Origin of the sequence: Pseudomonas sp. FP453 (assembly GCF_030687495.1) — a bacterium.
Classification (GTDB): domain Bacteria; phylum Pseudomonadota; class Gammaproteobacteria; order Pseudomonadales; family Pseudomonadaceae; genus Aquipseudomonas.
In genome coordinates, this window is record NZ_CP117435.1 from 2,562,711 (window position 1) to 2,588,671 (window position 25,961).

General features: G+C 62.2%; 16 protein-coding genes and 1 pseudogene. 10 read left to right on the top strand and 7 right to left on the bottom strand.

Annotated features, from left to right (window positions below):
- Positions 1-51 precede the first annotated feature (51 nt).
- Together macA and PSH87_RS11540 are read left to right on the top strand one after the other, a co-directional pair.
- A complete protein-coding gene (gene macA / locus PSH87_RS11535; protein ID WP_305433698.1) occupies positions 52-1,203 on the top strand; it encodes a macrolide transporter subunit MacA in 1,152 nt (383 codons plus the stop codon).
- 3 nt (positions 1,204-1,206) lie between these two features.
- Entirely contained in the window at positions 1,207-3,159 is a 1,953-nt protein-coding gene (locus tag PSH87_RS11540; RefSeq protein WP_305433700.1) for a MacB family efflux pump subunit, read from the top strand.
- Between the two features lie 148 nt (positions 3,160-3,307).
- On the opposite strand, the gene PSH87_RS11545 is transcribed toward PSH87_RS11540, so the two are convergent.
- Together PSH87_RS11545 and PSH87_RS11550 are read right to left on the bottom strand one after the other, a co-directional pair.
- Positions 3,308-3,979: a helix-turn-helix transcriptional regulator gene (locus PSH87_RS11545; RefSeq protein ID WP_305433702.1), complete on the bottom strand. Its 672-nt coding sequence runs from the start codon at positions 3,977-3,979 to the stop codon at positions 3,308-3,310.
- Positions 3,980-4,203: 224 nt separating this feature from the next.
- Positions 4,204-5,448 (bottom strand): methionine gamma-lyase, encoded by a 1,245-nt coding sequence (locus PSH87_RS11550; protein ID WP_017739423.1) that lies wholly within the window; start codon positions 5,446-5,448, stop codon positions 4,204-4,206.
- Between the two features lie 123 nt (positions 5,449-5,571).
- Here PSH87_RS11550 and PSH87_RS11555 point away from each other — a divergent pair, with 123 nt between their 5' ends.
- The 5 genes from PSH87_RS11555 (at position 5,572) to PSH87_RS11575 (ending at position 9,541) form a co-directional block, all read left to right on the top strand.
- Positions 5,572-6,042: an Lrp/AsnC family transcriptional regulator gene (locus PSH87_RS11555; protein WP_017739424.1), complete on the top strand. Its 471-nt coding sequence runs from the start codon at positions 5,572-5,574 to the stop codon at positions 6,040-6,042.
- A 247-nt stretch (positions 6,043-6,289) separates the two neighbouring features.
- Complete coding sequence (locus PSH87_RS11560) at positions 6,290-7,327, top strand: isopenicillin N synthase family oxygenase (protein ID WP_305433703.1); 1,038 nt, start codon at positions 6,290-6,292, stop codon at positions 7,325-7,327.
- 14 nt (positions 7,328-7,341) lie between these two features.
- Entirely contained in the window at positions 7,342-8,136 is a 795-nt protein-coding gene (locus tag PSH87_RS11565) for a MetQ/NlpA family ABC transporter substrate-binding protein (RefSeq protein WP_305433705.1), read from the top strand.
- Entirely contained in the window at positions 8,133-8,879 is a 747-nt protein-coding gene (locus PSH87_RS11570) for a methionine ABC transporter ATP-binding protein (RefSeq protein WP_305433707.1), read from the top strand. The genes PSH87_RS11565 and PSH87_RS11570 overlap by 4 nt, the downstream gene beginning before the upstream one ends.
- The gene (locus PSH87_RS11575) at positions 8,876-9,541 is read left to right on the top strand and encodes a methionine ABC transporter permease (protein ID WP_305433709.1); all 666 of its coding nucleotides are present in this window, start codon (positions 8,876-8,878) and stop codon (positions 9,539-9,541) included. The genes PSH87_RS11570 and PSH87_RS11575 overlap by 4 nt, the downstream gene beginning before the upstream one ends.
- Here the strand turns inward: PSH87_RS11575 and PSH87_RS11580 are convergent.
- Positions 9,447-10,943, bottom strand: coding sequence for a PLP-dependent aminotransferase family protein (locus PSH87_RS11580; RefSeq protein ID WP_305433711.1), 1,497 nt, complete (start codon positions 10,941-10,943; stop codon positions 9,447-9,449). The genes PSH87_RS11575 and PSH87_RS11580 overlap by 95 nt on opposite strands.
- Positions 10,944-11,067: 124 nt before the next feature.
- Here PSH87_RS11580 and PSH87_RS11585 point away from each other — a divergent pair, with 124 nt between their 5' ends.
- The gene (locus PSH87_RS11585; RefSeq protein WP_305433713.1) at positions 11,068-11,700 is read left to right on the top strand and encodes a LysE family translocator; all 633 of its coding nucleotides are present in this window, start codon (positions 11,068-11,070) and stop codon (positions 11,698-11,700) included.
- Positions 11,701-11,782: 82 nt separating this feature from the next.
- Positions 11,783-12,841 carry a diguanylate cyclase gene (locus PSH87_RS11590; RefSeq protein WP_305433715.1) on the top strand — a complete coding sequence of 353 codons (1,059 nt, stop codon included), beginning with the start codon at positions 11,783-11,785 and terminating at the stop codon, positions 12,839-12,841.
- A gap of 384 nt (positions 12,842-13,225) precedes the next feature.
- Here PSH87_RS11590 and PSH87_RS11600 read toward each other — a convergent pair whose 3' ends face one another.
- The 3 genes and pseudogenes from PSH87_RS11600 to PSH87_RS11610 all read right to left on the bottom strand — a co-directional run bounded on the left by PSH87_RS11600 (position 13,226) and on the right by PSH87_RS11610 (position 22,349).
- Positions 13,226-18,022, bottom strand: coding sequence for an RHS repeat-associated core domain-containing protein (locus tag PSH87_RS11600; protein WP_305434299.1), 4,797 nt, complete (start codon positions 18,020-18,022; stop codon positions 13,226-13,228).
- 134 nt (positions 18,023-18,156) lie between these two features.
- Positions 18,157-21,240 (bottom strand): annotated as a pseudogene (locus tag PSH87_RS11605) (efflux RND transporter permease subunit).
- Between the two features lie 2 nt (positions 21,241-21,242).
- A complete protein-coding gene (locus PSH87_RS11610) occupies positions 21,243-22,349 on the bottom strand; it encodes an efflux RND transporter periplasmic adaptor subunit (RefSeq protein WP_305433719.1) in 1,107 nt (368 codons plus the stop codon).
- A gap of 342 nt (positions 22,350-22,691) precedes the next feature.
- Between PSH87_RS11610 and PSH87_RS11615 the strand changes: the two genes are divergently transcribed.
- A complete protein-coding gene (locus PSH87_RS11615; RefSeq protein WP_305433721.1) occupies positions 22,692-24,632 on the top strand; it encodes a TonB-dependent receptor domain-containing protein in 1,941 nt (646 codons plus the stop codon).
- On the opposite strand, the gene PSH87_RS11620 is transcribed toward PSH87_RS11615, so the two are convergent.
- The gene (locus PSH87_RS11620) at positions 24,629-25,948 is read right to left on the bottom strand and encodes an ATP-binding protein (RefSeq protein WP_305434301.1); all 1,320 of its coding nucleotides are present in this window, start codon (positions 25,946-25,948) and stop codon (positions 24,629-24,631) included. The two genes, PSH87_RS11615 and PSH87_RS11620, sit on opposite strands and share 4 nt — an antisense overlap.
- Positions 25,949-25,961 lie beyond the last annotated feature (13 nt).

Genomic DNA, 25,961 nt, shown 5'->3' on the forward strand with positions numbered 1-25,961 from the left:
GCAATCGCAGGCAAGCCAGCTCCCACATTTATCACTTGCCTATGGTCATTTATGCACACTTCAAAATTTCGCAAAGCGGGTCTGTTCAGCGTGTTGGCCATTGCCGTCGGCCTGATTGTCTACACCGTGCAAGCCCCCGCCGAGGGGCCGCAATACCTCACTGCCACGGCGGAGCGTGGCGATATTGAAAACGCCGTATTGGCCACCGGCTTGCTGGAGGGCGTCAAGCAGGTCGATGTCGGCGCCCAGGTGTCCGGGCAGTTGAAGTCGCTCAAGGTCAAGGTTGGCGACAAGGTGAAGCAGGGCCAGTGGCTGGCGGAAATCGATCCGCTGATCCTGCAAAACACCCTGCGCAAGGCCCAGGTCGATGAAGAAAACCTCCAGGCCCAGCGCCGCGCCACGGCGGCGCAGCTCAAGCAGGCGCGCTCGGTGTACGAGCGCTACAAGGGCTTGCAGGATGACGAGTCGGTGTCGCGCCAGGATTTCGAGAACGCCGAGTCGACGTTCCAGGTGCAGCAGGCCAACCTGTTGTCCCTGGATGCGCAGATCAAGAGCGCGCATATCCAGATCGACACCGCCAAGATCAACCTGGCCTACACCCGGATCGTCGCGCCCATCGATGGCGACGTGGTGGGCATCGTCACCCAGGAAGGCCAGACGGTGATCGCCAGCCAACTGGCGCCGGTGCTGCTGAAACTGGCGGACCTGGACACCATGACCGTCAAGGCCCAGGTGTCGGAGGCGGATGTGATCCATATCAGCCCTGGCCAGAAGGTGTATTTCACCATTCTCGGCGAGGCCGACAAGCGCTACTACGCAACGCTGCGCGGCACGGAGCCGGCGCCGCAGAACTTCCTTGAAACCCAGGCCGCCGGCACGCCCAAGCAGAACACCGCGGTGTTCTATAACGCGCTGTTCGATGTGCCCAACCCCGACCATCGCCTGCGCATCGCCATGACCGCCCAGGTGCGCATCGTGCTCGCCACCGCCCAGGCGGCGTTGATCGTACCGGTGGCGGCGCTCGGCCCGCGCAACAACGACGGCCGTCATGCCGTGCGGGTGCTGGACGGCAAAGGGCGGGCGCAGGCGCGTGAGGTGCAGACCGGGATCAACAACAACGTCAAGGTGCAGATCCTCGACGGCCTGGTCGAGGGCGATAAAGTGGTGATCGGCGACGCCACGCCTGCCGTGGCGGGGAACTGACGGATGAGCCAGCCACTGTTGGAACTCAAGGGCATCACCCGCAGTTTTATGGCCGGCGAGCGTGAATTCATTGCGCTCAAGGGCATCGACCTGACGATCGAGGCCGGGGAAATGCTGGCGATCATCGGTGCGTCGGGCTCGGGCAAGTCGACCCTGATGAATATCCTCGGCGGCCTGGATTACGCCACGGCCGGCAGCTACAAGATCAACGGCATCGAGACCCGTTCGTTGGGCGACGAGCAGTTGGCCGAGCTGCGCCGCGACTACTTCGGCTTTATCTTCCAGCGTTACCACCTGCTGACGCACCTGAGCGCGTTGCACAACGTGGAAATGCCGGCGATCTATGCGGGCACGCCGCAAACCCAGCGCCACAGCCGCGCGCGGGAGTTGCTCGCGCGTCTGGGCCTGGCTGGGCACGTCAGCCATCGCCCCAGCCAGCTCTCGGGCGGGCAGCAACAGCGGGTGAGTATCGCCCGCGCGCTGATGAACGGCGGTGAAGTGATCCTCGCCGACGAACCCACCGGCGCCCTCGACACGGCGAGTGGCAAGGAGGTCATGGGGATTCTTGCCGAGCTGCATGCGGCCGGGCACACGGTGATCATCGTCACCCATGACCCCAAGGTGGCGGCCAATGCCCAGCGCATCGTCGAGGTCAGCGACGGTGAAATCGTCAGTGACCGCCTCAATGCCGGCCCCGAGCTGCCCAGCGAAGCGCCCATCGCGCCCAAACGCAGCGGCGCGCGGCGCCTGGTGGCGAGCCTGGGGTTGTTCAAGGAAGCGTTCAACATGGCCTGGGTCGCGCTGGTGTCCCATCGCATGCGCACTTTGTTGACCATGCTCGGGATTGTTATCGGCATCACCTCGGTGGTGTCGATCTCGGCCATCGGCGAAGGCGCCAAGCGCTATGTGCTCAAGGACATCCAGGCGATTGGCAGCAACACCATCGATATTTTTCCCGGCAGCAGTTTTGGCGACAGCCGCGCGTCGGCCATCGAGACGTTGCTGCCCTCGGATGTGGAGGCGTTGAACCAGCTGTATTACGTGGACAGCGCCACGCCGGTGGTGGGCCGCCACCTGTTGCTGCGCTTTGGCAATATCGACCTGGATGCGCAGGTCAATGGCGTCAGCGAGCGGTACTTCAAGGTCAAGGGTCTGAAACTCGAAGCCGGCATCGCCTTCAGCGAAAGCGATGCGCGGCGCCAGGCGCAGGTGGTGGTGATCGACCACAACACCCGCCAACGCCTGTTTGGCCCCAACGTTGACCCGTTGGGCCAGGTGATCCTGGTGGGCAACCTGCCGTGCACGGTGATTGGCGTGACCGCCGACAACAAGAACATGTTTGCCGCAAGCAAGGCGTTGAACGTGTGGGTGCCGTATGAAACGGCGGCGGGGCGGTTGCTCGGGCAGCGCCATCTGGACAGCATCACCCTGCGCATCAAGGATGGCCAGCCGAGCAAGGTGGTGGAAGACAACGTCAACCAGCTGATGCTGCAACGCCACGGCACCAAGGATTTCTTCACCAACAACCTCGACAGCATCATGCAGACGGTGCAGAAAACCAGCCGCTCGCTGGCGTTGCTGCTGTCGTTGATCGCGGTGATTTCCTTGCTGGTGGGCGGCATCGGCGTGATGAATATCATGTTGGTGTCGGTCACGGAGCGCACCCGCGAGATCGGCATTCGCATGGCGGTGGGGGCGCGGCAATCAGATATCCGCCAGCAGTTCCTGGTGGAGGCGGTGATGGTGTGTTTGATCGGCGGGATTATCGGGATCGCGCTGTCGTATGCGTTGGGCGGGTTGTTTTCGCTGTTTGTGAAGGAGTGGGAAATGGTGTTTTCCCTGGGGTCGGTGGTGACGGCGTTTGCCTGTTCGACGTTGATCGGGATTGTGTTTGGGTTTGTGCCGGCGCGGAATGCGGCGCGGCTGGATCCGATTGAGGCGTTGGCGCGGGATTGAGTCCGTTCAAACAATTAGGACTCAAATGTGGGAGCTGGCTTGCCTGCGATAGCGGTGTATCAGCCAGCCTATGGGTTGCTGACCCACCGCTATCGCAGGCAAGCCAGCTCCCACACAAGCCAGTTCCTACAGTCAGAACTGTGTTGGCCTAAAGGCTGGTGGTGTCTTCCGTGGCATACATCCACCGCAACAACGAATGCCGCCCGCTGATCCCCAGCTTGATCGACGCACGCTTGAGGTAGCTTTCGATGGTGTTGACCTTCAACGCCAACTGCTCCGCCAGTTCCGGTGCAGTACGCCCGGCCAGCAGGCCGACACACACTTCCAGCTCGCGCCTGGACAGGGTCAGCCCCGATTGCACCAGGCGTTCTTCGATGCGCCGACGCAGGGTTTCGATGCCCTGGTTCTGCGCCATCACCGAATCGGTGTCGAGCCGGCACGGCTGGATCGCGGCGATGTGTTTTTCCACCATGGGCAGCAGGAGTGTGGAGAAGTCCTGCAGCATGCTGCGTTCCTGGGGCGAGAAATTTTCCGAGGGGGGCGAGCGGTACACCGAGAGCACGTAGCGCACATCGTCCTTGTGGCGGGTGAGGTGCAATTGGGCGGCGGGTTGTTCGTTACCCATGACCGCCACTGAATCGGTGTAGACCGGGCTGATCGCGCGGCGGGTGTGCCCTTCGGAACTGACCCGCAGCTGCGTGATATGGGTGGCGTCCACGGCCAGTTGGGTGAGGATCAGGTCATGCAGCATGCGTGGGAAATGGCGACTGCCGGTACTGGCGATGACCTTGCCTATATGTGGGAACAGGTGTGAGTTCATCTGCTTCGTCCATGAGTTTCGAGTGCAGGTATTCAGCCGTGACGCGGCGGGAATCAACTAGTGCGAATACCCCACGATGAGAGCGCTTCCCGCCGAGACGTATGCTAGTACAGCGGGGCGGCGGGAAGGGGATCCAATCCGGATTAATCTAGATTAAAACTGCATAACGGTAGTCGGAGCGATCCGACCACCGTTGTGGGAAAGCACAACGTCGCACCTACGATTTATTTCAGCGCGTGCTCGACCCTGGCCGCGTGGCGCGGTGCCGCGCGCGTGCTTTTGGCCAGCGCCTGCTGCACATCCGCCAACAGATCGGCAACGTCCTCCAGCCCCACCGACAACCGCACCAGGCCTTCGCTGATGCCGTGGTGCGCGCGCTGCTCCGGGGTGTAGGTGGAGTGGGTCATGCTGGCCGGGTGCTGGGCCAGCGACTCGGCGTCCCCCAGGCTGACGGCGCGGGTGAACAGTTGCAGCGCGTTCATGAAGCGGCGCCCGGTGTCGATGCCGCCCTTGAGTTCGAAGGCGATCATGCCACCGGGCATTTTCATCTGACGCTGTGCCAATTCGTATTGTGGGAAGGATCGCAGCCCCGGGTAGGTCACCCACTGCACGGCCGGGTGGGCCTGCAAGGCTTCGGCCACGGCCTGGGCGTTGGCGCAGTGGCGGTCCATGCGCAGGGCCAGGGTCTTGAGGCCGCGCATCAGCAGGGACGCATCCTGCGGCGACATCACCGCACCGGTCAGGTCCTTGAGCCCTTGCAGGCGGATGCGTTGCGCCAGGGCGTGGCTGCTCACGGCGATGCCGGCGGTGATATCGCCATGGCCGCTGAGGTACTTGGTGGCCGAGTGCACCACCACATCGGCGCCCAGTTCCAGCGGGCGTTGCAGGTACGGCGTGCAGTAGGTGTTGTCGACCACCACGGTGATATTCGGCTGGGCATGGGCCAGGGCGGCCACGGCGGCGATATCCACCAGTTGCAGGTTGGGGTTGGCCGGGGTTTCGCAGTAGATCATGCGGGTGGCGGGACTGAGCGCCGCGCGCAAGGCGTCCAGATCGGTCAGGTCAACGTGGCGCACCTTGATGCCGAACTCGCCGATGCCATGGTGCAGCAGGGCGAAGGTGCAGCCGTAGAGGGTCTGGCTGACGATCACTTCATCGCCGGGGCGCAGCAAGGTCCAGAACGTCGCGGCAATCGCGCCCATGCCGGAGCTGAATGCCACGGCGGCTTCGCCGTTTTCCAGGGTGGCCATGCGCGATTCCAGCAGGGCCAGGGTCGGGTTGGAAATGCGTGTGTAGAAGTGCCCGCTTTCTTCACCGGCAAAGCAGGCGGCGCCGTATTCGGCGGTAGGAAAGGCGAATGTGGCGGACAGATAGATAGGCGGCACCAGGGCGCCATGGTGGTCCTGCGGGTCATAGCCGTGGTGGATGGCGCGGGTGGAAAAGCCGAATGCATTGTGTTTATTGTTCATGTCGGACGCTCCTTATTTCCTACAATGCTATGCTCATAACCACAGATGAACGTTGCAAAGTTTGCTGACAAATCCCGCGCCACGGGACGAAAACCCCATAAAAATAATGATTAGAGGCACGTTATGCCCGTAAGCCTGGACCGTACCGACAAAGCCCTTTTAAACGCGCTGCAAGGCAACGCCCGCCTGACGGTGGCCGAGTTGGCCGACCGCGTCTCCCTGACCACCTCACCGTGCTGGCGCCGGGTGCGCAACCTGGAGGAGAGCGGGGTGATCAGTGGCTACCAGGCGATCCTGTCGCCCAAGGCGCTGGGGTATGGGGTGACCGCGTTCGTGAACATCATGATGGAGAGCCACACCCAGGAAATTGCCCGCGCGTTTGAACAGCGATTGCTGGAGATCCCGGAGATTGTCGCGTGCCATAACGTGTCGGGGCGTTATGACTTTTTGCTGGAAGTGGTGGCCAAGGATTTGGAGTCCTTTGGCGAGTTTGCGCGGGAGGTGTTGCAGACGCTGCCGTGCGTCAAGGAGATTTATTCGAGTTTTTCGTATAAGTCGGTAAGGCCGTTGCGGGTGATTCCGCTGCCGGGCTGAAGGCAGCAGGCCGGAATGCTTTTCTGTGGGAGCTGGCTTGCCTGCGATGATAGCGGCGCGGTTTAACTGGCGAACCGCGGTGCCTGCATCGCAGGCAAGCCAGCTCCCACAGAAACCTGCTCCCACACTTTGACCGAGTTCGGCCGCTGGGCGGCCTAAGCTAATGCCAAAAAGGTATTTATTACGATTTTTTAAGATCATTTAGATTGGTCGCTCCAACCCAAGACGTTCATGGAGTGAGCCGCCGATGTCGCAGCTTCAGTCAATCACCACCTTGCCGCTGCTCGACTTGTCACTGCTCGACGCCGGCCCCCAGCAACGCCAGCAGTTCCTCGACGAGCTGCGTTTTGCCGCGCGGCATATCGGTTTTTTCTACCTCACCGGCCACGGTATCGACGCGGCGTTGCTCGCCCAGGTGCAGCAGCAGGCGCGGGCGTTTTTTGCCTTGCCTGAAGCCGACAAACTCGCTGTCGGCATGATCAATTCCCCGCACTTTCGCGGCTATAACCGCGCCGCCTCGGAGATCACCCGCGGCCAGCCAGACCTGCGCGAACAGTTCGACGTCGGCGCCGAGCGGGAGCCATTAAATGCGCAACAACACCCCGCCGCCTGGGCCCGCCTGCAAGGCCCCAACCTGTGGCCGCAGGCGTTGCCCGACCTCAAGCCCCTGGTGCTCGCCTGGCAGCAGGCGATGACGCAAATGGCCCTGCGCCTGTTGCGCGCGTTTGCCCAGGCCTTGTCCCTGCCGGAAAACGCCTTCGACGCGCTGTACGGCGAAAGACCCAACGAACATATCAAGCTGATCCGCTACCCCGGCCGCCATGCGCAGCAAAGTCGCCAAGGCGTCGGCGCGCACAAGGACTCCGGTTTCTTGAGCTTCCTGCTGCAAGACCAGCAAGCCGGCTTGCAGGTGGAAGTGGAGGACGGTCGCTGGATCGATGCGTCGCCGCGCCCCGACACGCTGGTGGTGAACATCGGCGAATTGCTCGAGCTGGCCAGCAACGGTTACCTGCGCGCCACCGTGCACCGTGTGGTCTCGCCGCCGGTGGGCAGCGAGCGCTTGTCCCTCGCATTTTTCCTCGGCGCGCAGCTGGACGCAGTGGTGCCGGTGTACCAGCTTGCCCCTGAATTGCTGCGTGATGCCCACGGCCCCGAAAGCGACCCGCGCAACCCGCTGCTGCGCGATGTCGGCTGGAACTACCTGAAAGGCCGCCTGCGTTCGCACCCCGATGTCGCCCAGCGTTTCTACGCCGACGCCACACTTCCCCAAGCACTGTCCGCCTGATCTGGAGTTCACCCATGTTGAAGAAATCCGCCCTTACCCTGGCAGTGTTGCTGGCCGCGTTCAACGTGTCGGCAGCCGATGCCTTGCGCGTTGCCGCCGACCCGATTCCCCACGCGCAGATCCTCGAATACGTACAGAAACTCGACCCGAGCCTGAAGCTGAAAATCATCGAGATCCCCAGCGGCGTGAACTCCAACGAGTTGCTGGCCCATGGTGATGTGGACGCCAATTACTTCCAGCACCTGCCGTACCTGGCCTCTCAGGAGCAAGCCCTCGGACAGAAGTTCACCGTGGCCGCCACCGTGCACATCGAGCCGCTGGGCATTTATTCGCGCCGCCACAAAAGCTTTGACCAGGTGCCGGACAAAGGCACCGTTGCCGTGCCGAACAACGTCACCAATCTGAGCCGTGCCCTGTACCTGTTGCAAGCCAATGGCTTGATCAAGCTCAAGCCGGGTTTCAACGATGCGGCCAAGGACCAGGCCACGCCAAAAGACATCGCCGAAAACCCCAAGCACTTGAAGATTCTTGAAATCGAATCGCCGCAGATCCCGCGCGCGCTGGATGATGTGGACCTGGCGGTGATCAACGGCAACTTCGCCCTGGAAGCCGGCCTGGAACCGGCCAAGGACGCGTTGGGGCTGGAAGCGGCGAAGGGCAACCCCTACGCGAATATCCTGGTGACCACGCCAAAACTGGCGCAGGACCCGCGCATCGAGCAATTGGCCAAGGACCTGCGCTCGCCGCAGGTGGCCAAGTTCATCAGCGAGAAATACGCAGGCTCCGTAATCCCGGTGGCGGTCGAATGATCGCCGTCGAGGGCGTCAGCAAAACCTACGCCGACGGCCAGCCGCCGGCGTTGGACAACGTCTCGCTGCACATCGCCGAAGGCTCGATCTTTGGCATCGTCGGGCGCAGCGGCGCGGGCAAAAGCACCTTGCTGCGCTGCCTCAACCTGCTGGAACGGCCGAGCAGCGGGCGCATCCTGCTGGACGGCCGGGACCTCACGCAACTCACCGGCAAGGCCTTGCGCGAGCAACGCCAGCGCATCGGCATGATCTTCCAGGGCTTCAACCTCCTGCATTCGCGCAACGTGGCGGATAACGTCGCGGTGCCGCTGGAGATCGGTAATGTGCCCAAGGCCGAGCGTGCGGCGCGGGTCGCCGAGTTGTTGGCGTTGGTGGGCTTGAGTGACAAGGCCCAGGCGTTTCCTTCGCAGCTGTCGGGCGGGCAGAAACAACGCGTAGGCATCGCACGTGCGCTGGCGGCGCGGCCGGCGTATTTGCTGTCGGACGAAGCCACCAGCGCGCTGGACCCGGAAACCACGGCGTCGATCCTTGAGCTGTTACGCGATATCAATCGCAAACTGGGGGTGACCATTGTGTTGATCACCCACGAGCTGGAAGTGGTCAAGGCGATTTGCGACAGCGCGGTGTCCCTGGCCGATGGCCGCGTGGTGGAAAGCGGCACGCTGGTGCAACTGCAAGCCGACCCGGCCTCGCGCCTCGGTCGTTCGCTGGCCCCCAGCCTGCAAGTGGTGAGGGCGGTATGAAGACCGATTGGCATGACATCCTGCAACTGCTGCTCAACGCCACCGGCGAAACCCTGTACATGGTGCTGCTGGCCGGGTTGTTTACCTTGTTGATCGGTTTGCCCCTGGGCGTGTTGCTGTTTATCAGCCGACGCGGCGGGTTGTTGCCATTGCCACGCCTCAACCGTGGATTGGGCGCGGTGATCAACCTCGGGCGCTCATTGCCGTTTGTGGTGATGCTGATCGCATTGATCCCGCTGACGCGCCTGATTGTCGGCACCACCTTGGGCAGCACCGCCGCCGTGGTGCCGATCACCATTGGCGCGTTCCCGTTTTTTGCACGCATCGTCGAAACCGCGCTGGACGAAGTGGACAAGGGCCGCATCGAAGCCATCGTGGCCATGGGCGGCGATATCCGCCATGTGATCCTCAAGGTGTTGCTGCCCGAAGCCCTGCCGGCGCTGGTAGCCGGGGTGACGTTGACCCTGGTGATGCTGATCGGCTTTTCGTCGATGGCCGGGGTGATTGGCGGCGGCGGGCTGGGCGATTTGGCAATCCGCTACGGCTACCAGCGCTTCAACAACGAGATCATGGTGGTGACGGTGGTTGTGCTGGTGCTGCTGGTGCAGGGCGTGCAGAGCCTGGGGGATCGCTGCGTGCGCTCGCTGGCCCATCGCCGCTAATGCGGTGTTTGCGCAGCAGCGCTTCGAACACCTGATGCACCTGTGGTGCATCACTGTGGGCCACATTGAAGCGCATCGCCTCCGGCAGGGCCGGGTCGTAGCCAAACAGCGTGCCCGGCGCCAGCACCATGCCTTGCTTCAAGGCGTCCTGGGCCAATCGCTCGCCGTTGACGCCCGGCGGCAGGTGCGCCCTGATAAACATCCCGCCTTCATAGCCCATCGGCAACACGCAACCGCAGCGCTTGAGCCATTGCTCAACGCGTCCGCCGGCCTCCGTCAGACGCTGCTGCATGCGCTTGCGATGCTTGGCGTAACTGCCTTCGCTGAGCATGCGGTACACCACCTGTTCAAACAGCTCCGAGGTGATGCCGCCGCTCATCAGCTTCATGTTGGTCAGGTTGGCGGCCAGTTGCGGCGCGGCCACCACGTAGCTGACGCGGGTGTTGGCGCTGAGGATCTTGGAGAAACCCGACAGGTAGGTGACCTGGTCCAGGCCGGCGAGGGCGGCCAGGCGCGGTGGCGGGTTGGGGTGCAGGTCGCCGTAGAGGTCATCCTCGATGATGTGGCACTGGTACTGGCGCGTCAGTTGCAACAGCCGGAACGCCTGGCCGGGGCTGAACGAGTGCCCGGTCGGGTTGTGCAGCACGCCGGTGGTGAGGTACAGGCTGGGGCGATGTTCGGCCAGCAGTTGTTCGAGGGCGACAAAGTCGAAACCGTCGGGGCGCCGCTCGATAGTCAGCACCTTGACGCCGTGCAGGGCGAGGTTGGCGTGGAAGTTGAAGTAGCACGGTGCGTCGAGCAACACGCTGTCGCCGGGGCGGGCGAGCAGGCGCATCAGCATGTCCAGGCCCTGCACGGTGTTGGGGGTGGTGATGATTTGCTCCACCGGCACCGACAAGCCTTCGCCGTGCAACTTCTGCTGCAAGGCCTGGCGCAGCGGCAGCAGCCCGGCCGGCGTGCCCAGCCCGGCGATGCGCAACGACGGCGCGCGCACCACGCTGCGCAGGGTTTGGCGGATGGCGTCGCTGTCCAGCCAGTCTTCCGGCAAGTGGCCGCCACCGGGACGCAGGTCGCCGTAGACCGTGGCCAGCGGGCGGCGCAGTACGCTGAGCAGATCCTGAGGCAGCAATTCGACCCAGGCCGATGAAGCCGGGCGGGCGCTGTCCACCGCGACGAAATAGCCACGGCCCTGGCTGGACGTCAGCAGGTTGCGCCCGCGCAGGCGGTCGAGGGCTTCATTGAGGGTGAACTTGCTCACACCGAGGGTCTGGCCCAGTTCGCGCACGGACGGCAACTTGCTGCCCGGCGCCCACTCGCCCGTCTCGATGGCCTGGCTGAACGCCTCGACGATCTGTTGCACCTTGGGTGTGCCTGGCACAAAGGCGATGGTGGAGACGAACATGGGGCTTCCTTATCTTTGCCGGTGATTTTACCGGTGAAGTTCGGGCGGATTAGGCCGCACTTTACCTGCCTCGTGCAAGGCCACTTGCCTAGACTGCGAGCCTTCTCCTTCAAGGTCCACGGCCATGACCAGCGCATTGACGCTCTCTTCGTTTCTCTACTTCCTACTGTTTTGCGCGACCCTGACCTTCAGCCCCGGCCCCATGACCATGCTGCTGTTGAGCCTGGGCCTGAAAGACGGCCTGCGCCGATCGATCCCCGCCCAGATCGGCGCCAGTGTGTCGTACCTGATTTCCATCCTGATCTTTGCCGTGGGTTTTTCGGAGTTGATCAAGGGCAATATCGCGATTACCCAAGGTATTCAGCTGGTGGGCGTGGCCTACATCCTTTACCTGGCCTACAAGCAGTGGACCAGCAGCGGCGTGCCGCTCGACAAGGCCGGCGCCGTGGAGGGCGCGCGCAGCCTGTTCAGCAAGGGCTTGCTGACGGGGTTTTCCAACCCCAAGGCGATCATCATGTTCAGCGCCGTGTTCCCACAGTTTGCCGGGGGAGGGGAGCACAACTCGGCGTCGGACATCGCCATCCTGGGCCTGACCTTCCTGGTGTTGCAGTTCGCCAGCGGCTGCCTGTACTGCTATTTCGGCCAGCGCATCAAGCATGTCCTGGAAAACCCCGCGCGGCGCGTGCTGCTGCAACGGGTCACGGCGGTGCTGCTGCTGGGGGTTGCCTTGATGCTGGCGCGGGGCTTTTCCTACTGAGGGCACTGAGCTTATGAGCGGTAGTGGCGATTTGCCGTTGCCCTGATAGACTCCGAGCACACCCTCAGGATCGCACCCCACCATGGCAGCCGTCGGAGGAAAGGGACTTCCGCTTGCTTCGCGCATGTACAAATCCCGCACCCTGGGGCTGACACTCGGCTTTGTGTGCGTGGCGTTTGCGATGTACCCGCTGGACCCGCACCCCTGGGTGTGGGCGCTGATGCTGACCAACGCCTTCATCTGGCCGCACATGGCCTTCCTGATCTCGCGCCGCTCCGAGCACGCACTGCGCAGCGAGCGGCGCAACTTGCTGATCGACTCCTTCTGCGGCGGCTTCTGGGTCGGCGCCATGCACTTCAACCCGCTGCCCGGCGTGACCACCCTGTCGATGATGACCATGAACAACGTCGCCATCGGCGGGCTGCGCTTCATGCTCACCGGTTGGCTCGCCCAGGGCCTGGGCATCGGCACTGCGCTGCTGGTATTTACTCCGGCGTTTGTTGGCGTGACCACCCAGGCGCAACTCTACGCCTGCTTGCCGATCCTGATGGTGTACCCCCTGGCCCTCGGCTGGATCTGCTACCGCCAGGCGGTCACCCTGGCCTCGCATAAACGCGAACTGCTGGCCCTGAGCCGCACCGACAGCCTGTCCGGCCTGCTCAACCACGGCGCCTGGAAAGACCAACTGGAACTCGAATTCCAACGCTGCCGCCGTGGCCAGACCGGCGCGGCCATCGCCCTGATCGATATCGACCACTTCAAGACGATCAACGACACCTATGGCCACGTCACCGGCGACATCGTCCTACGCCGGCTGAGCAAAGTCCTACGGCAGAACCTGCGCGCCACCGACCTGGCCGGGCGCTACGGCGGGGATGAATTTTGCGTGATCCTGCCAGACATGCCCCTCAACCGCGCCACGGAAGTGATGGACGCGTTGCGGGATCGCTTCAATGCCCTGGCCTATGCGCAGGACCCGACCTTGCGTGCGAGCTTGAGTATTGGGTTGGCGCCGTACCAACTGGGGCATGTGGATTCCACCAGTTGGTTGAATGATGCGGATTTGGCGTTGTATGAAGCGAAGAGTGGGGGGCGGAATCGGGTGAGTTCGGTGCAGGTTGGTTGGTTGAGGTCGGTGTAGGGACCTGCTTGCTAGAAGCGAATATAGAGCTCTCTAACGGTTACGTGCTGTAGCTTTTTAGGCAGTTGAGTAGCACTTTCATAAATTCCCTTTTGTTGTTTATTTCTTGTTCGAAATATGTGTCGAGTAAATAAAATACGGACTCAAAGTTTTCGTCCGTAGACAGATAGTGTTGGAGGGTGTCTATGAACCACTCTTGCTCATCTCTTCGGTATGAGAGAAAATCTGGCTTAGTTAACGTATCAAAAAGTTCTGAAAGCTCAGTTTCGTTGTTGACGTCTTTCGAGACTATTATTTCTTCTCGCTCTCGATCCTCGGTGTTCTCTATGCTGTAGGTAAATAGCAGGCCTTTGAGTATTTCTAGGTTTGGACCCTTTTTCATTTTCAGAACTCCGTATACGCAGTGATTGGCTTTCCGTCTTGATTTAAATGTACGGTCGCTTTAGTTTGCTTTCCATATTCTAACCCATCTCTTTTATATCCTTCACCGACGACTTTTCCCATGTTCATCGGTTTCTGAATTTCTGCTCGACCATTCAGTTTGAAAATTAAAATAGCGCGATCAATTGTATTTAATTGGTCTCGGTGGCTGAGGAAGTGTGTAGCGGCACTGGGAAGCCTTGGTTGTCCCGCTCTCCTTCCTCTATCGAAGATCTCAATTTCCCCAGTAGTGGGATTTTTAGCTGTCTGTACTCGTTCAAGTTGTGATTCTAACGACGTTTGGGCACCGTGCTTTTCTACGAAGTGTGCTCCAGGGATTGATTCCTCAAGTTCCAATAAACGTCGATGAGCGTTTGATTCTGCGAGCTCATCAATTTTCGCCTGTCGCTCCGCACGTGACAGCTGAGGAGTCGTAGGTTCGCCGAGATTAACGCTTTCCGCAGAGGGGCGAACGGTTGTACTCGGTTTGCAACCGTCGCCACTAGGACAAGTGTTCAACCCTAACGGATCAACCCACCCCGTAGGATTAGGCACATACCGATACCCATTGATCCCCCCCGCCAACTTCACCGGATCCGGCGTCAGGTAGCGACCAATATCCGGATTGTAGTAGCGATGCCGGTTGTAATGCAGCCCGCTTTCCGCGTCGAAGTATTGGCCTTGGAAACGCAGCGGGTTGTCGATTGTTCCGACGTCGAGGCGGGTGATTTCGCCGTAGGCGCGGTAGTGGGCGGACCAGGCGATTTTGCCTTCGGGAGTTGTCAGTTCCTGGGGCGTACCGAGGTGGTCCAGTTGGTAGTGGTAGGGCTGGGTGGCGTTGGGGCCGAAGCCTTCCAGCAGGGCCAGTGGGCGGAAGCTGTCGGGTTCGTAGAGGTAGCTGCGATGGCGCTCTGCGTGGTGTTCGGCGATCAGTTTTTCGCCTTGCCAGAAGAATTCGGTCGTCAGGCCGTCAACGGTTTTGCTGATGCGTCGACCGAAGGGGTCGTAGCGGTAGCTGGCGGTTTGCCCGCTGGGTGTGGTGACGCTGACCAACCGATGTTGGCAGTCGTAGCGGTATTCAATAACGAGTTGATGGCCCTTGCCCCGACGCTCTCGGATCAGGTTGCCGAACGCGTCATAGTCGTAGTACCGATCCCCCTGGATCATCAGCCGATTACCCGCGACGATGTCCGGGCCTGGGCGGTTTTGCATCAGCAGGTTGCCTGCCGGGTCGTGGGAAAAACGCTCTTGGTGATCCTGGGAATGGTCGGCGCGGGTCAGGCGATTTAGCGGGTCGTAGCTGTAGTGGTGTTCGCCTTTGCGGGTGTCGAGGATGCGGCTCAGGGTGCCGGCCTGGTCGTAGTCGTATTGGCGACGGTACAGGTGGTTTTGCTGTTGGGTGACGCTGTGGGCGTGCAGCCGGTGCTGGTCGTCGTAGTGGTAGTGGCTGAGCAGTTGGCCTTGTTGGCGTTGGTGTTCCTGGCCGGCTTTGAACAGGTGCGAGGTGAGGGTTTCGCCGTTGAGTTCGACGGTGGCGAGGTGGCCACCTTTGCCGTGGTTGAAGGTGATGCGGTTGTTGTCGGGCAGGCGCAGGTGTTGCACCTGGCCGCAGGCGTCGTAGCCGTAACGCAAGGTGCCCCAGCCTTGGTGTTCGGCGGTGAGGCGGTTTTGTCGGTCGTATTCGTAGGCCAATGACCAGTGGCCGTCGTCGACGCCGAGGAGGTTGCCTTGGCGGTCGTAGGTGTAACCCACAACTCCGCCGTCGGGCAGGGTTTTTCGTACGAGGCGGCCGGCGAAGTCGCGCTCGTAGTGGGTGACGAGCTGACTGCCATCGTCGCCGTGTTCGGTTCTTTCCTGCAGGTTGCCATTGAGGTCGTAGACGTAGGCCGTGCGCTGGCCGTCGAAGCCGGTTTCCTGCTGGATCAGGCCGTTGGGGTGGTACTGCAATGCATAGGTTTCGCCGACTTCGTTTTCGATCTCGGTCAGCAATAAGCGCACGTTGTCGTAGCGGTATCTGACCTGGGTGCCGTCAGCATTAATGCGGCGACTGATGAGGTGTAGGCCATCGACGTATTCGTAGCGGGTGACGTGGCCCAGTTCATCGCATTCAGCGGTGATTTTTCCGTACGGGTTGTAGCTATATTCCCGTGTTGAATCGTCTGGCAAAACCACACGAATCAACCGACCCACGCTGTCCCACTGGTACTGGGTCAACGCACCGTGTTCATCCTCACGGGCAACCTGCCGCCCAACATCGTCATAGCGATAGCACTTGACGCCGCCATTGGGCAACTGTTCCTCCACCAACTGCCCACGTTCATTCCACACGAGCCGATGGCAACTGTGATCCGGGTACCAAACTCCCGTCAGTTGCCCGTATCTGTTGTAGCTGTAGTCCGTGACATTGCCGTCTGGATCAGTCCTGCGCGTGACATCGCCCTGATCATTGCGCTCGTACTTCCAGACCGCCTCACCACGCCGCACAACCCGTACGAAACCGTTGTCATGCTCGTAGGACGTCGGCTCGTCATCCCCTGGAAACAGCGCCACCAAGCGTCCGGCTTCGTCGTACTGATACGCCGTAACCGCCCCCAGCGGGTCTTGCTCGACCGTCAATCGGCCCTTGTCGTCGTAGGATTTGAAATGCGTCGCGCCATCGGGATCAACCCGCTGCACCAACCGCGCCCGCTGATCGTGGACGTAGACTTCCTGGCTGCCATCGGCGTTAAACACCGTGACGCGCCCGTCGTCCCCCCAGGCATAACGCGTGTCCATCTGCGCAAAGCTCGCCCAATGCCGGACACAGCGCGCGGCCTTGCCAGACCTTTCCCACTCCCAATAGAAACTCGCCCCACCAGCCAAGCCACGCTCAAGAATCACATGCTGCTCGTTGTAGCGATAAGTCTCGCTTTCACCGACAGCATTGGTCGCCGAAACCAACCGTCCAAGGTCGTCATAGGCGTAGGACACAATGCTGTACTCGGTCACCCAGACGTAGGGATCAGACCCCTCTGCCCGCTGAATCTGGTAATCCACTGCCACGATACGGTCGTGCGAATAGCGCAAAAACAGCGAACGTCCGGCACCGTTATCCAGCCGTTCGATACGCCCCAACACATCCCGGGAAATGCGCAGCCGGTTGTCATACGCATCGCTGATGGCTGTCAGCAAACCATCCCGGAAATGGTAGAAACGCGACGCCTGCGCCAGCACCAACTCGTCAGGCAAAGTACCTAGATAAATGGCCGCTTCGGCCAAGCTATTGGTGATCGCCGGCCGAGCAACCGTCGGCAAGGGCAGGGTGGTAGCCCGATTTTCATGATCCGTCCACACCACCGAATCGCCCGATACACAAAGCCTGTGGGCCAGCGAATGGCTCCAGCCAAACCCCAGCCCACACTCCACCTCCACCGCACTGGTGCGATACAACCGCGTCCACTCAAGCGGCAAAATCCCGTCGAGCACGCCGTCAGTGAGAGTGAGCAATTCCTCCCCGGTGACCATCGACACTGGGCAGCCATTGGTAAGGGTCTTGTCCGCAGAAACCGCCGCATCGCCGTTGGCATTCCTACCCGAAGCGGGCACGTCATCGACCGCGTCCTGGCGAACCAATACCGTCCGCTGCGTGGCCTTATCCCGCACCATCGGCACCGGGTTCGCAACCAACTGATCCCCAGCCTTCAACGGTACATCCGGGATCGTCTTGATCGCCGTCGCCGGTCCACCCAGCAACAACGGCTTCGATGCTTCGACATGCGCGTCCAGCTTCGGCCCCGCCAGTTGCTTGGCCAACAACGCCAACCCCTGCCGTGCGCGCTCGGACTTCATAGCGCGCAACACATGCGCCCCTAGTTGCAACGCAACTCCCATCGCGGCGCCTACCCTGATCAGCAGCAAGGCAATCAACACCTCGCTGGTGATTTCCCCCATCAGCTCGCTGACTTCCTGCGGTGGCAGCATGCGCATCCAGCTGACCACCGCCGACACATAGATGAACAACAGCGGCTCATCACTGAGCACCAGCAAACCGTTGGCCAGGGTGTCTTTGCCCAGTGCCAGCAGATCGTCGAGTTCGGTTTGGGAGAGGTACTGCAACAGCTTTTCGCTGTTGGGCTTGATATCAGCTAGCAGCTCATACAGCAGTGGGATGTTGTCCCACAGGTTGTAGAGCGTCTTACCCATGCCAACCAGAAACGCCCTTTCCTCCATCCGGCGACGCTCCAGCGGGCTGGCGTCGGTGTAGGTTTTCCACTGGTCCTGGAAGGTATTCGTCCACGCTTCGCGTAGGCGAACTTCCAGTTCGGCGATCACCGATTGGTAGGACGCGTACAGCGCCTTGACGTGATCTTGGGAAACGTTGGGGTAGAAATTGATCCGGTACAGCTGGTTGCGATCACACTCGGTGATTTCGAGGATGCCGGTCGGGCCGATGGTCTTGTGAATGGGCTCGCCCAGCGGGCCGCCATTGGGATCAACGCGTTGCAGCACCACCGGCGTGTTGCCGATGGGCACGAAACGCGTGCTCTGAAACATGTGCACCAGCGTCAACGTGCCATTGGCCGGACATGTGAACACGGTGCTGCTGTGTATGATCGAGCGATTGATCGGCGCAACCAGCGCCACTTCATCGCCGACTTTGAACACCTGCTCGACATCCAGCTTCGCAACGCTCCAGAAGCGTTGCGCCCAGTCGTCAAAGCTGTTCAGGCATTCGCGAAAATCGCGGAAGACACCTTCGGCATCGACCGTCTTCGCGTCCATTGGGGTCAGGGCCAGCCTGCCAATGGCCGGGTTCACGACAGTGTCCCTACAACATGAAAATCCATTTGCAATCCCTCGCACTGTGAAATCAGGCGAGGGACTTTGCAGAGGTTTTCAGGGTGGGGGAGTAGAGCTTATCCGGCGCTTGGGTGGGACGTTTCGACAACTCGTGTCTTCTCTCGCCCCAGCACCAGGCTGCACAGCGCCGGCAGGAACAGCAGCGTCAACAGCGTGCCCACCAGCACCCCGCCAATCAGCACATAGGCCAGGGACGACCAGAACACCGACAACGTCAGCGGGATAAACGCCAGCGCTGCCGCCAACGCGGTGAGGATGACCGGGCGCGCGCGCCGTACCGTGGCTTCCACAATCGCCTCGCGGATGGCCATGCCGTGTTCCTGGTTCTGGCGGATCTGGTCGGTGAAGATCAGCGTGTTGCGCATCAGGATCCCGCCAATTCCGATCAGCCCCAGGATCGCGTTGAAACCGAACGGCTGGTTGAACAGCAGCAAGGTCGGCACCGCGCCAATCAAGCCCAGCGGCGCGGTGGCGAAGACCATGAACGTCACGCCAAACGAGCGCACCTGGAACATGATCACCGTGAGGGTCAGCAGGATCATGATCGGGAACAGCGCCGCCAGGGCGACGTTGGCCTTGGCGCTTTCTTCAACCGGGCCGCCGATGTCGATGCGGTAGCCGGCGGGCAGCGTTGCGAGCAGGGGTTGCAGGTCCTTGTACACGGCCATTTCCACATCGGGCGGCTGTAGGCCGTCGATGATGTCGGCGCGCACTTCCACGGTGGCCGCGCGGTTGCGGCGCTTGAGGATCGGCTCCTCCATGACCGCCTGGAAGTGGCCGACCTGGGCCAGCGGTACCGCCGTGCCGGTGCTGTTGGTCAGGGTCATGTTGTTGAGGTTGCCGAGGTTTTCGCGCTGGCTGCCCTGGGCGCGGGCGACCACCGACACGGTGCGGTTGCCTTCGCGCACTTCGGTGATCGGGTTGCCGCTGAGCAGGGCGTTGAGCTGGGATTTGACCTCGTTCGGCGTGAAGCCCAGCAGGCGCAGGCGGTCTTGATCGAGCACCAGGCGGTAGCCACTGGTGCGCTCGCCCCAGTCGAGGAAGGCGTCCTTGGTCAGCGGGTTCGCGGCGACGACCTTGCGCACGTCTTCAGCGACGCCGCGCAGCACCTCCACGTTGGGCCCGGAAACGCGAAAAACCACCGGGAATGGCACCGGCGGGCCGAACAGCAACTGCGTCACGCGCACACGGGCGGCCGGGAATTCGCCTGCGGCAATGCGCTCGCGCATGCGTAGCTGTAAGGCGTCGCGGGCGTGGGAATCTGGCGTTTGCACGATCAACTTGGCGAATGCCGGGTCAGGCAATTCCGGGTTCAACGACAGGAAAAACCTTGGCGCGCCGCCGCCCACGTAGGTGTCCACCAGGGTGGTTTGCGGTTCTTGCAGCAGGGCCTTTTCCAGCTGGGCGGCGACCATTTCGGTGCTCTTGAACGCACTGCCGGGTGGCATATACACCTCAAGAATCAGTTCTGAACGGTCGGAGTTGGGGAAGAACTGCTTCTTCACCAGCCCCATGCCCAACCCGCACAGCACAAACGCCGTCACCACCAAACCGGTCACCAGCCAGCGCCGACGCACGCAGGCTTCGACCACGCCGCGTAGCTTCTGGTAATAACGCCCGGCGTAAATTGCCTCGTGCCCGCCGGGCACCGGTTTGATCTGCGGCAGCAGTTTCACGCCGAGATACGGGGTGAAAACTACCGCCACCAGCCAAGATGAAATCAGCGCGAAACCGACGATCCAGAAGATATTGCCGGCATATTCCCCTGCTCCAGAGCGCGCAAACCCCACCGGCAGAAAACCGATGATGGTCACCAGCGTACCGGTCAACATCGGCGCCGCGGTGGAACTCCAGGCGAAGGTGGCGGCGTGAATCCGGTCAAAGCCTTCTTCCAGTTTTACCACCATCATCTCGATGGCGATGATCGCGTCGTCCACCAGCAAGCCCAAGGAAATGATCAGTGCACCGAGGGTGATGCGATCGAACTCGCGACCGGTGAGCAGCATGATCACAAACACGATCGACAGGGTCAGCGGCACGGCCGCCGCCACCACCAACCCGACGCGAAAGCCCAGGGCCAACAGGCTGATCAGCATGACCACCGCCAGGGCGACGAAGAACTTCAACATGAACTCGTTGACCGCCAGGCGGATGTTTTTCGCCTGGTCGGCGACCTTGGCGAAGTTCACGCCCAAGGGCAGGTCGGCGTGGATTCTGGCTTCCTCGGCCTTGAGGCTGTTGTCCAGGTCCAGGCCGTTCCAGTGCTTTTCCATGATCACGCCAAGCATCAGCGCCGGGTCGCCCTGGTGGCGGATGCGGTAGCTGGGCGGGTCTTCATAGCCTCGGCTGACGGTGGCCACGTCGGCGATGCGCAGGACGCGACCGTTGACTTCCAGCGGCACGTTTTCGATCAAGGCCAGGCTGTCAAAAGCGCCGTCGATGCGGATATAGGCGCGGGCGCCGGCCGTCTCGACAAAACCCGACGGCGCCACGGCGTTTTGCGCGGCCAGTGCGGAAAAAATCTGCTCCGGCTTGATACCCAGTGTCGCCAGGCGTTCGTAGGAAAACTCGACAAACACCCGCTGCGCTTGCTCGCCGAGGATATTGACCTTCTTCACCCCCGGCAGATTGAGCAAGCCCTGGCGCAGTTCTTCGGCCATCTGCACCTGTTGCCGGTGGGGCAAGTGCTCGGCTTCCAGTGCGTACAAGGCGAAGTACACGTCGGAATATTCATCGTTGAAGAACGGGCCAATCACGCCTTTGGGCAGCTTCGCGGCTTCATCGCTGAGTTTTTTGCGGGTCTGGTAGAACAGGTCCTGGATCTCGCCGGGGCGCGTGGACTCCTTGAAGGTCATGCGCATCGACACGAAGCCCGGTTGGGCGATGGTCTCGACGCGGTCGTAGTCGTCCAGTTCCTGCAGGCGTTTTTCCAGGCGGTCGGCCACCTGTTCCTGCATTTCCTGGGCGGTGGCGCCCGGGCCAGGCGGCGGTGATGGTCATGACCTTGACGGTAAACGACGGGTCTTCGGCGCGGCCCAGCTTGCCGACGAGAAGACCCCGGCGGCGAGGATCGCCAGGATCAGGAACAGCGTGACCGCGCGGTGTTTGACTGCCAGTTCAGAGAGATTGATACCGCGCATGTTCAGTGGTCCTGCTTGCGGTTGAGGGCCAGTGCCTGGGCGGACAGCAGGCGCACCGCATCCCCGTTGTGCAGCAGGTGGGCGCCAAGGGCGACGATGAGTTGGCCGGGGGCCACGCCGCTGTCGAGCAGGGCGTCTTCCTGGCCGAGGCTGACGACGTTGACCGGGGCGAAGCTGACGCGATCGTCCGCGCCGATCAGCCACACGCCGGTGCCTTGCCCCGCATCCTGCAAGGCGCCGATGGGTACGCGGGTGTGTTGGGCCTGGCCGTTGCCTTGCAGGCGCACGGTGATGGTCGAACCGAGGGCGAAGCGCTCGACGGCGCCATGCAACACGTAGCGGGCACGGTAGGTGCGGGTGGTGGGGTCGGCGCTGGCGGACAGTTCGCGCAGGGTGGCGGTTACCGCTTGATCCGGTGCGCCAAAGGGAAAGGCCAGGGCGCGTTGCGAGGCTTGGTCGCGGCTGTTTTCCGGCAGGTTGACGATGGCTTCGCGGGCGCCGTCATGGGCCAGGCGGGCGACGACTTGGCCTTCGGCGACCACTTGGCCGCGTTCCACCCGCACGTCGGTGATGATGCCGTCGCCGTCGGCCTTGAGCACGGAGTAGGTGCGGCGGTTCTCGATCTGGCTGGCATCGGATTGCGCGGCGGCCAGTTCGGCTTCGGCGACGCGCAGGTTGGTCGCCGACTGGTCGAAGATCTGCCGCGACACCGCGCCGGTGCTGGCCAGGCGCTGGTAGCGGTTTTCGTCGTCACGGCGTTGGCGCAGTTGGGCCTGGGCGGCGTTGACGCGGTTTTTCGCCGAGCGCAGGGCCAGTTCGAAGTCGCCGATGTCCAGCACCAGCAGGGTGTCGCCACGGGAGACGTGCTGGCCGGGATCGACCTTGCGTTCGATGACTTTGCCACTGACGCGGAAGCCCAGGTCACTTTCCGTGCGCGCCGCGACCACGCCGGTGTAGGCGTTTTGCTGGGTGCTGGCGGCTTCGACCTTGGCGGCGAGTACCGGGCGTGGTTGGGGGACTTGGGCGGCGGTGTCGGCCTGGCTGTTGCAGCCGCTGAGGATGATCAACAGGGCCAGGGGCGTGAGAAGGCGCAGGGGAGAAGGGTGCATGGCGGGCTCCGGGGGTATTACAGAAAATTACGTCGGTAATATTTTGTTGAATATTATGATCGAAATAAAAAATAAGCCAGTCTCTTCTTTCTTGATGCCGCCCACTCATCTGGAAACATCCTCGATCAAATGTGGGAGCTGGCTTGCCTGCGATGGCGGTCTGTCTGCCATGGATGGGCTAGCTGATACACCGCTATCGCAGGCAAGCCAGCCCCCACATTTTGATCTCCATCTGACTTTGAGGTGGGCGGGGGCGCTTATGGAGATGTCACACTTTGTCCAAGTTATCCGGGCCTGGATGATTACGATTCTCTTTTGAGTCCACTCCTAAGGTCCCCCTCCATGCTTCCTGCTTTTCGCTTCACCCCCCTGGCGCTGCTGGTCGCCGGTAGCTTCAACGCCTATGCCGACGAGCCCGTTGCCCTGCAACTCAACGATGTGGTGGTCACCGCTGCCGGCTTTGCCCAAAGCGTGGAAGACGCGCCGGCGTCGGTCACGGTGATCGATGGTGAAGCGCTGCGCCGCAAGTCCTACCGCGACTTGGGCGACGCGGTGCGTGATGTGGAAGGGGTGACGGTCAACGGCGGCGCCAATGAAACCGACATCTCCATCCGTGGCATGCCGGCCGACTACACCTTGATCATGGTCGACGGCAAACGGCAGAGCGCGCGTGAATCGCGGGTCAACGGCAACAGCGGCTACGAGCAGAGTTTTGTACCGCCGGCCGCCGCCATCGAGCGGATTGAAGTGGTGCGCGGGCCGATGTCGTCGCTGTACGGCTCGGATGCCATCGGCGGGGTGATCAACGTGATCACCCGCAAGGTCTCGCCAACCTGGGGCGGTTCCATCGGCTATGACTATTCCGCGCGCCAGCACAGCGACCAAGGCAATGCGCGCCAGACCCAGTTCTACCTCAGCGGCCCGCTAAAAGAGGATTTCCTCGGCTTGCAGGTGTGGGGCCGTTACCTCGACCGCCAGGCCGACGACGACATCGAGCAAACCAATGGCTTCAGCAACGCCGACCACCGCGACCTCACCGCGCGCCTGGCCTTCACGCCGAGCATCGACCACGACATCCTCCTGGAAGCCGGCGCCACCCGCCTGAAAAACGGCGACGGCACCAGCGCCAACTGGGCCACCCGCGAACAGGAGAACAACCGCGATCACTGGTCGCTGTCCCACCAGGGGCGCTGGGGTTGGGCCACGTCGGACGTCGCGCTGTCCCAGGAAACCTCCAGCCGCGAAGGCAAGGCCACCCCGGCACAAACCGATATCTACGGACGCAAGCCCGAGATCAAGAACACCGTGTTCGACGCCAAGCTGGTGGTGCCCACCGCGCATAACGTCAGCACCGTCGGCCTGCAATGGAACAAAAGCGAGCTGACCGACTGGAACCAGGGCCTCGGCGACCGTATCGACTACACCTTCTCCGTCGCGCAAAAAGCCCTGTTCGCCGAGAACGAATGGTCGGTCACCGACACCTTCGCCCTCACCACCGGCCTGCGCCTGGATGAGCACGAAGAGTACGGCGCCCACATCAGCCCGCGGGTCTACGGCGTGTGGCGCGCCAGCGAGCAGTGGACGTTCAAAGGCGGCATCGCCCGTGGCTTCAAGGCGCCGGAGCTGCGCGCGGTGGTCGCCGATTACGCCTACCTGCGGCGCAATCGTTTCGTGATGTTCGGCAACCCCGACCTCAAGCCCGAGACCAGCACCAACTACGAAATCTCGGCGCTGTGGAGCAACCGCGACAACCTCTCGGGCGGCGTGACGCTGTTCTACAACGACTTCCAGGACAAGCTCTCCACCGTCACCACCGAGCGTATGTGGAATGGCTACACCGTGATGGAGCGGGTCAACGTCGACAAGGCGATCATCCAGGGCGTCGAGCTCAACGGCCAATGGGACATCAGCGACCGCGTGCTGCTCAAGGCCAACTACACCTACACCGATTCCGAGCAGAAAAGCGGCGCCAACAAAGGCGCACCGCTGGCCCTCACCCCCGAGCAAAAAGCCAATGTGCGCACGGAATGGAGCATCAACGACCGCACTCAGGCCTGGGCCTCGCTGAGTTACTACGGCGAAGAAACCGGCAACACCATTACCACCGACAAGCCGGCGCCGGGCTACACCACGGCGGACCTTGGCGGTTCGTTCGACGTGACCGACTCGCTGACCCTCAACGCGTCCCTCAACAACCTCACCGACAAGCGCCTCGACGATGAAACCTACGGCACGGTGAACTACGGCCGCACGCTGTGGATGGGCGCCACGCTGAACTTCTAAAGCGCGGCGGGCAAGCGCACCACTGCGCACAGGCCGGCGGGCGGGCGATTCTCCAGCAGCAACTCGCCGCCATGGGCCTGGATGCACGAGCGTGCAATCGCCAGGCCCAGCCCCACGCCACCGTCGCTGACGCCGCGTTGCACAAAGGGCTCGAAGACTTTGCTCAACCAGTCCTCGGGCAAGCCGGGGCCGTGGTCGAGGATCTCGATCCGCAGCCAGCCGTCGTCTTCGCGGCGCAGGCCCAGGCTGGCGTCGCCGGCATGGTGCAGGGCGTTATCGATCAGGTTGGTCAGCGCGCGTTTCAGCGCCAAGGGGCGACAGGTCAGCATCAGCGGCGGCGCGCCGTGCCAGGTGACGGGCTGTTGCAGGCGCTGATAACGCTTGGCCAGGTCATCCAGCAGGCCGCTCAGGGACAGGGTGGCGGTGGCTTCCTGCACCGCATCATCGCGCACGAAATTCAGGGTTTCGCGCACCATCGCGCTCAGTTCGGCGAGGCTTTCCAGCATATCGTCGCGGGTCTCGCCGGGCTCCAGCAGTTCCACTTGCAGGCGCAACTCGGTGATCGGTGTGTTCAGGTCATGGCTGACGGCGGCGAGCATCCGCGTGCGGCCTTCGACATGCCGCGCGAGGTTGGCTTGCATAATGTTGAAGGCGGCGGTGAGGTCGCGGGCTTCCTGTGCGCCGGTTTCCGCCAGCGGGGCGATCCATTCACCGCGGCTCACGCGCTCGGTGGCTTGGGCCAGGGTTTTCACCGGGCGCACCACGCGGGCGATAAAAAACATCACGATCAGCAGCACCGGCAGGGTGGTGACAGGCAGGCTGTAGGCCAATACGCGGCCCCATTCATAGGCGCCGGCCGGATATTGCACGGCGTTCAGATAGTTACCGTTGGGCAACGGGATACTGCTGCGCAGGCGCAACGGAGCCCAGCCGGCGGGGCTGAACACGTGGGTGCGGGCGTTGGCGCCGCTGCTGCGTTCCAGCTGCATGCCGATGCGTGCGGCGCTGTCCAATTGCAGTTGGCTGCGCAGTTCGTTGGCCAGGCGTTGTTCTTCCGGCCGCAGCTCAAACGGTGGGACTTCCGGCGTGGAGCCGATCCAGAAACGGGTGTCGCCCGTGCTCATCGCTTCCAGCAGATGTGCGGTTTCAGTCGGCGGCAGGTCGATGGCCGTGTGGTGCGCAATCCCCAGGCGCTCGAGGCTGAAACTGCGGGACAGCGGGTGGATCAGGCTGCCGGTGCGTTGCAAAAACAGCATCGCGATGGCGTTGGACGCGAGCAACGCCAGCAGCAACAACAGGCTCAGTTGCCGCGCCAGGGTGCGCGGCCAC

What these genes read in the sequence shown, in the direction of transcription:
- PSH87_RS11590 (WP_305433715.1), top strand. Translation starts at nt 11,783, where the DNA reads ATGGCAGCCGTCGGAGGAAAGGGACTTCCGCTTGCTTCGCGCATGTAC.
- macA (WP_305433698.1), top strand. Translation starts at nt 52, where the DNA reads ATGCACACTTCAAAATTTCGCAAAGCGGGTCTGTTCAGCGTGTTGGCC.
- PSH87_RS11540 (WP_305433700.1), top strand. Translation starts at nt 1,207, where the DNA reads ATGAGCCAGCCACTGTTGGAACTCAAGGGCATCACCCGCAGTTTTATG.
- PSH87_RS11555 (WP_017739424.1), top strand. Translation starts at nt 5,572, where the DNA reads ATGCCCGTAAGCCTGGACCGTACCGACAAAGCCCTTTTAAACGCGCTG.
- PSH87_RS11615 (WP_305433721.1), top strand. Translation starts at nt 22,692, where the DNA reads ATGCTTCCTGCTTTTCGCTTCACCCCCCTGGCGCTGCTGGTCGCCGGT.
- PSH87_RS11570 (WP_305433707.1), top strand. Translation starts at nt 8,133, where the DNA reads ATGATCGCCGTCGAGGGCGTCAGCAAAACCTACGCCGACGGCCAGCCG.
- PSH87_RS11585 (WP_305433713.1), top strand. Translation starts at nt 11,068, where the DNA reads ATGACCAGCGCATTGACGCTCTCTTCGTTTCTCTACTTCCTACTGTTT.
- PSH87_RS11550 (WP_017739423.1), bottom strand. Translation starts at nt 5,448, where the DNA reads ATGAACAATAAACACAATGCATTCGGCTTTTCCACCCGCGCCATCCAC.
- PSH87_RS11610 (WP_305433719.1), bottom strand. Translation starts at nt 22,349, where the DNA reads ATGCACCCTTCTCCCCTGCGCCTTCTCACGCCCCTGGCCCTGTTGATC.
- PSH87_RS11575 (WP_305433709.1), top strand. Translation starts at nt 8,876, where the DNA reads ATGAAGACCGATTGGCATGACATCCTGCAACTGCTGCTCAACGCCACC.
- PSH87_RS11580 (WP_305433711.1), bottom strand. Translation starts at nt 10,943, where the DNA reads ATGTTCGTCTCCACCATCGCCTTTGTGCCAGGCACACCCAAGGTGCAA.
- PSH87_RS11545 (WP_305433702.1), bottom strand. Translation starts at nt 3,979, where the DNA reads ATGAACTCACACCTGTTCCCACATATAGGCAAGGTCATCGCCAGTACC.
- PSH87_RS11565 (WP_305433705.1), top strand. Translation starts at nt 7,342, where the DNA reads ATGTTGAAGAAATCCGCCCTTACCCTGGCAGTGTTGCTGGCCGCGTTC.
- PSH87_RS11560 (WP_305433703.1), top strand. Translation starts at nt 6,290, where the DNA reads ATGTCGCAGCTTCAGTCAATCACCACCTTGCCGCTGCTCGACTTGTCA.
- PSH87_RS11600 (WP_305434299.1), bottom strand. Translation starts at nt 18,022, where the DNA reads ATGGACGCGAAGACGGTCGATGCCGAAGGTGTCTTCCGCGATTTTCGC.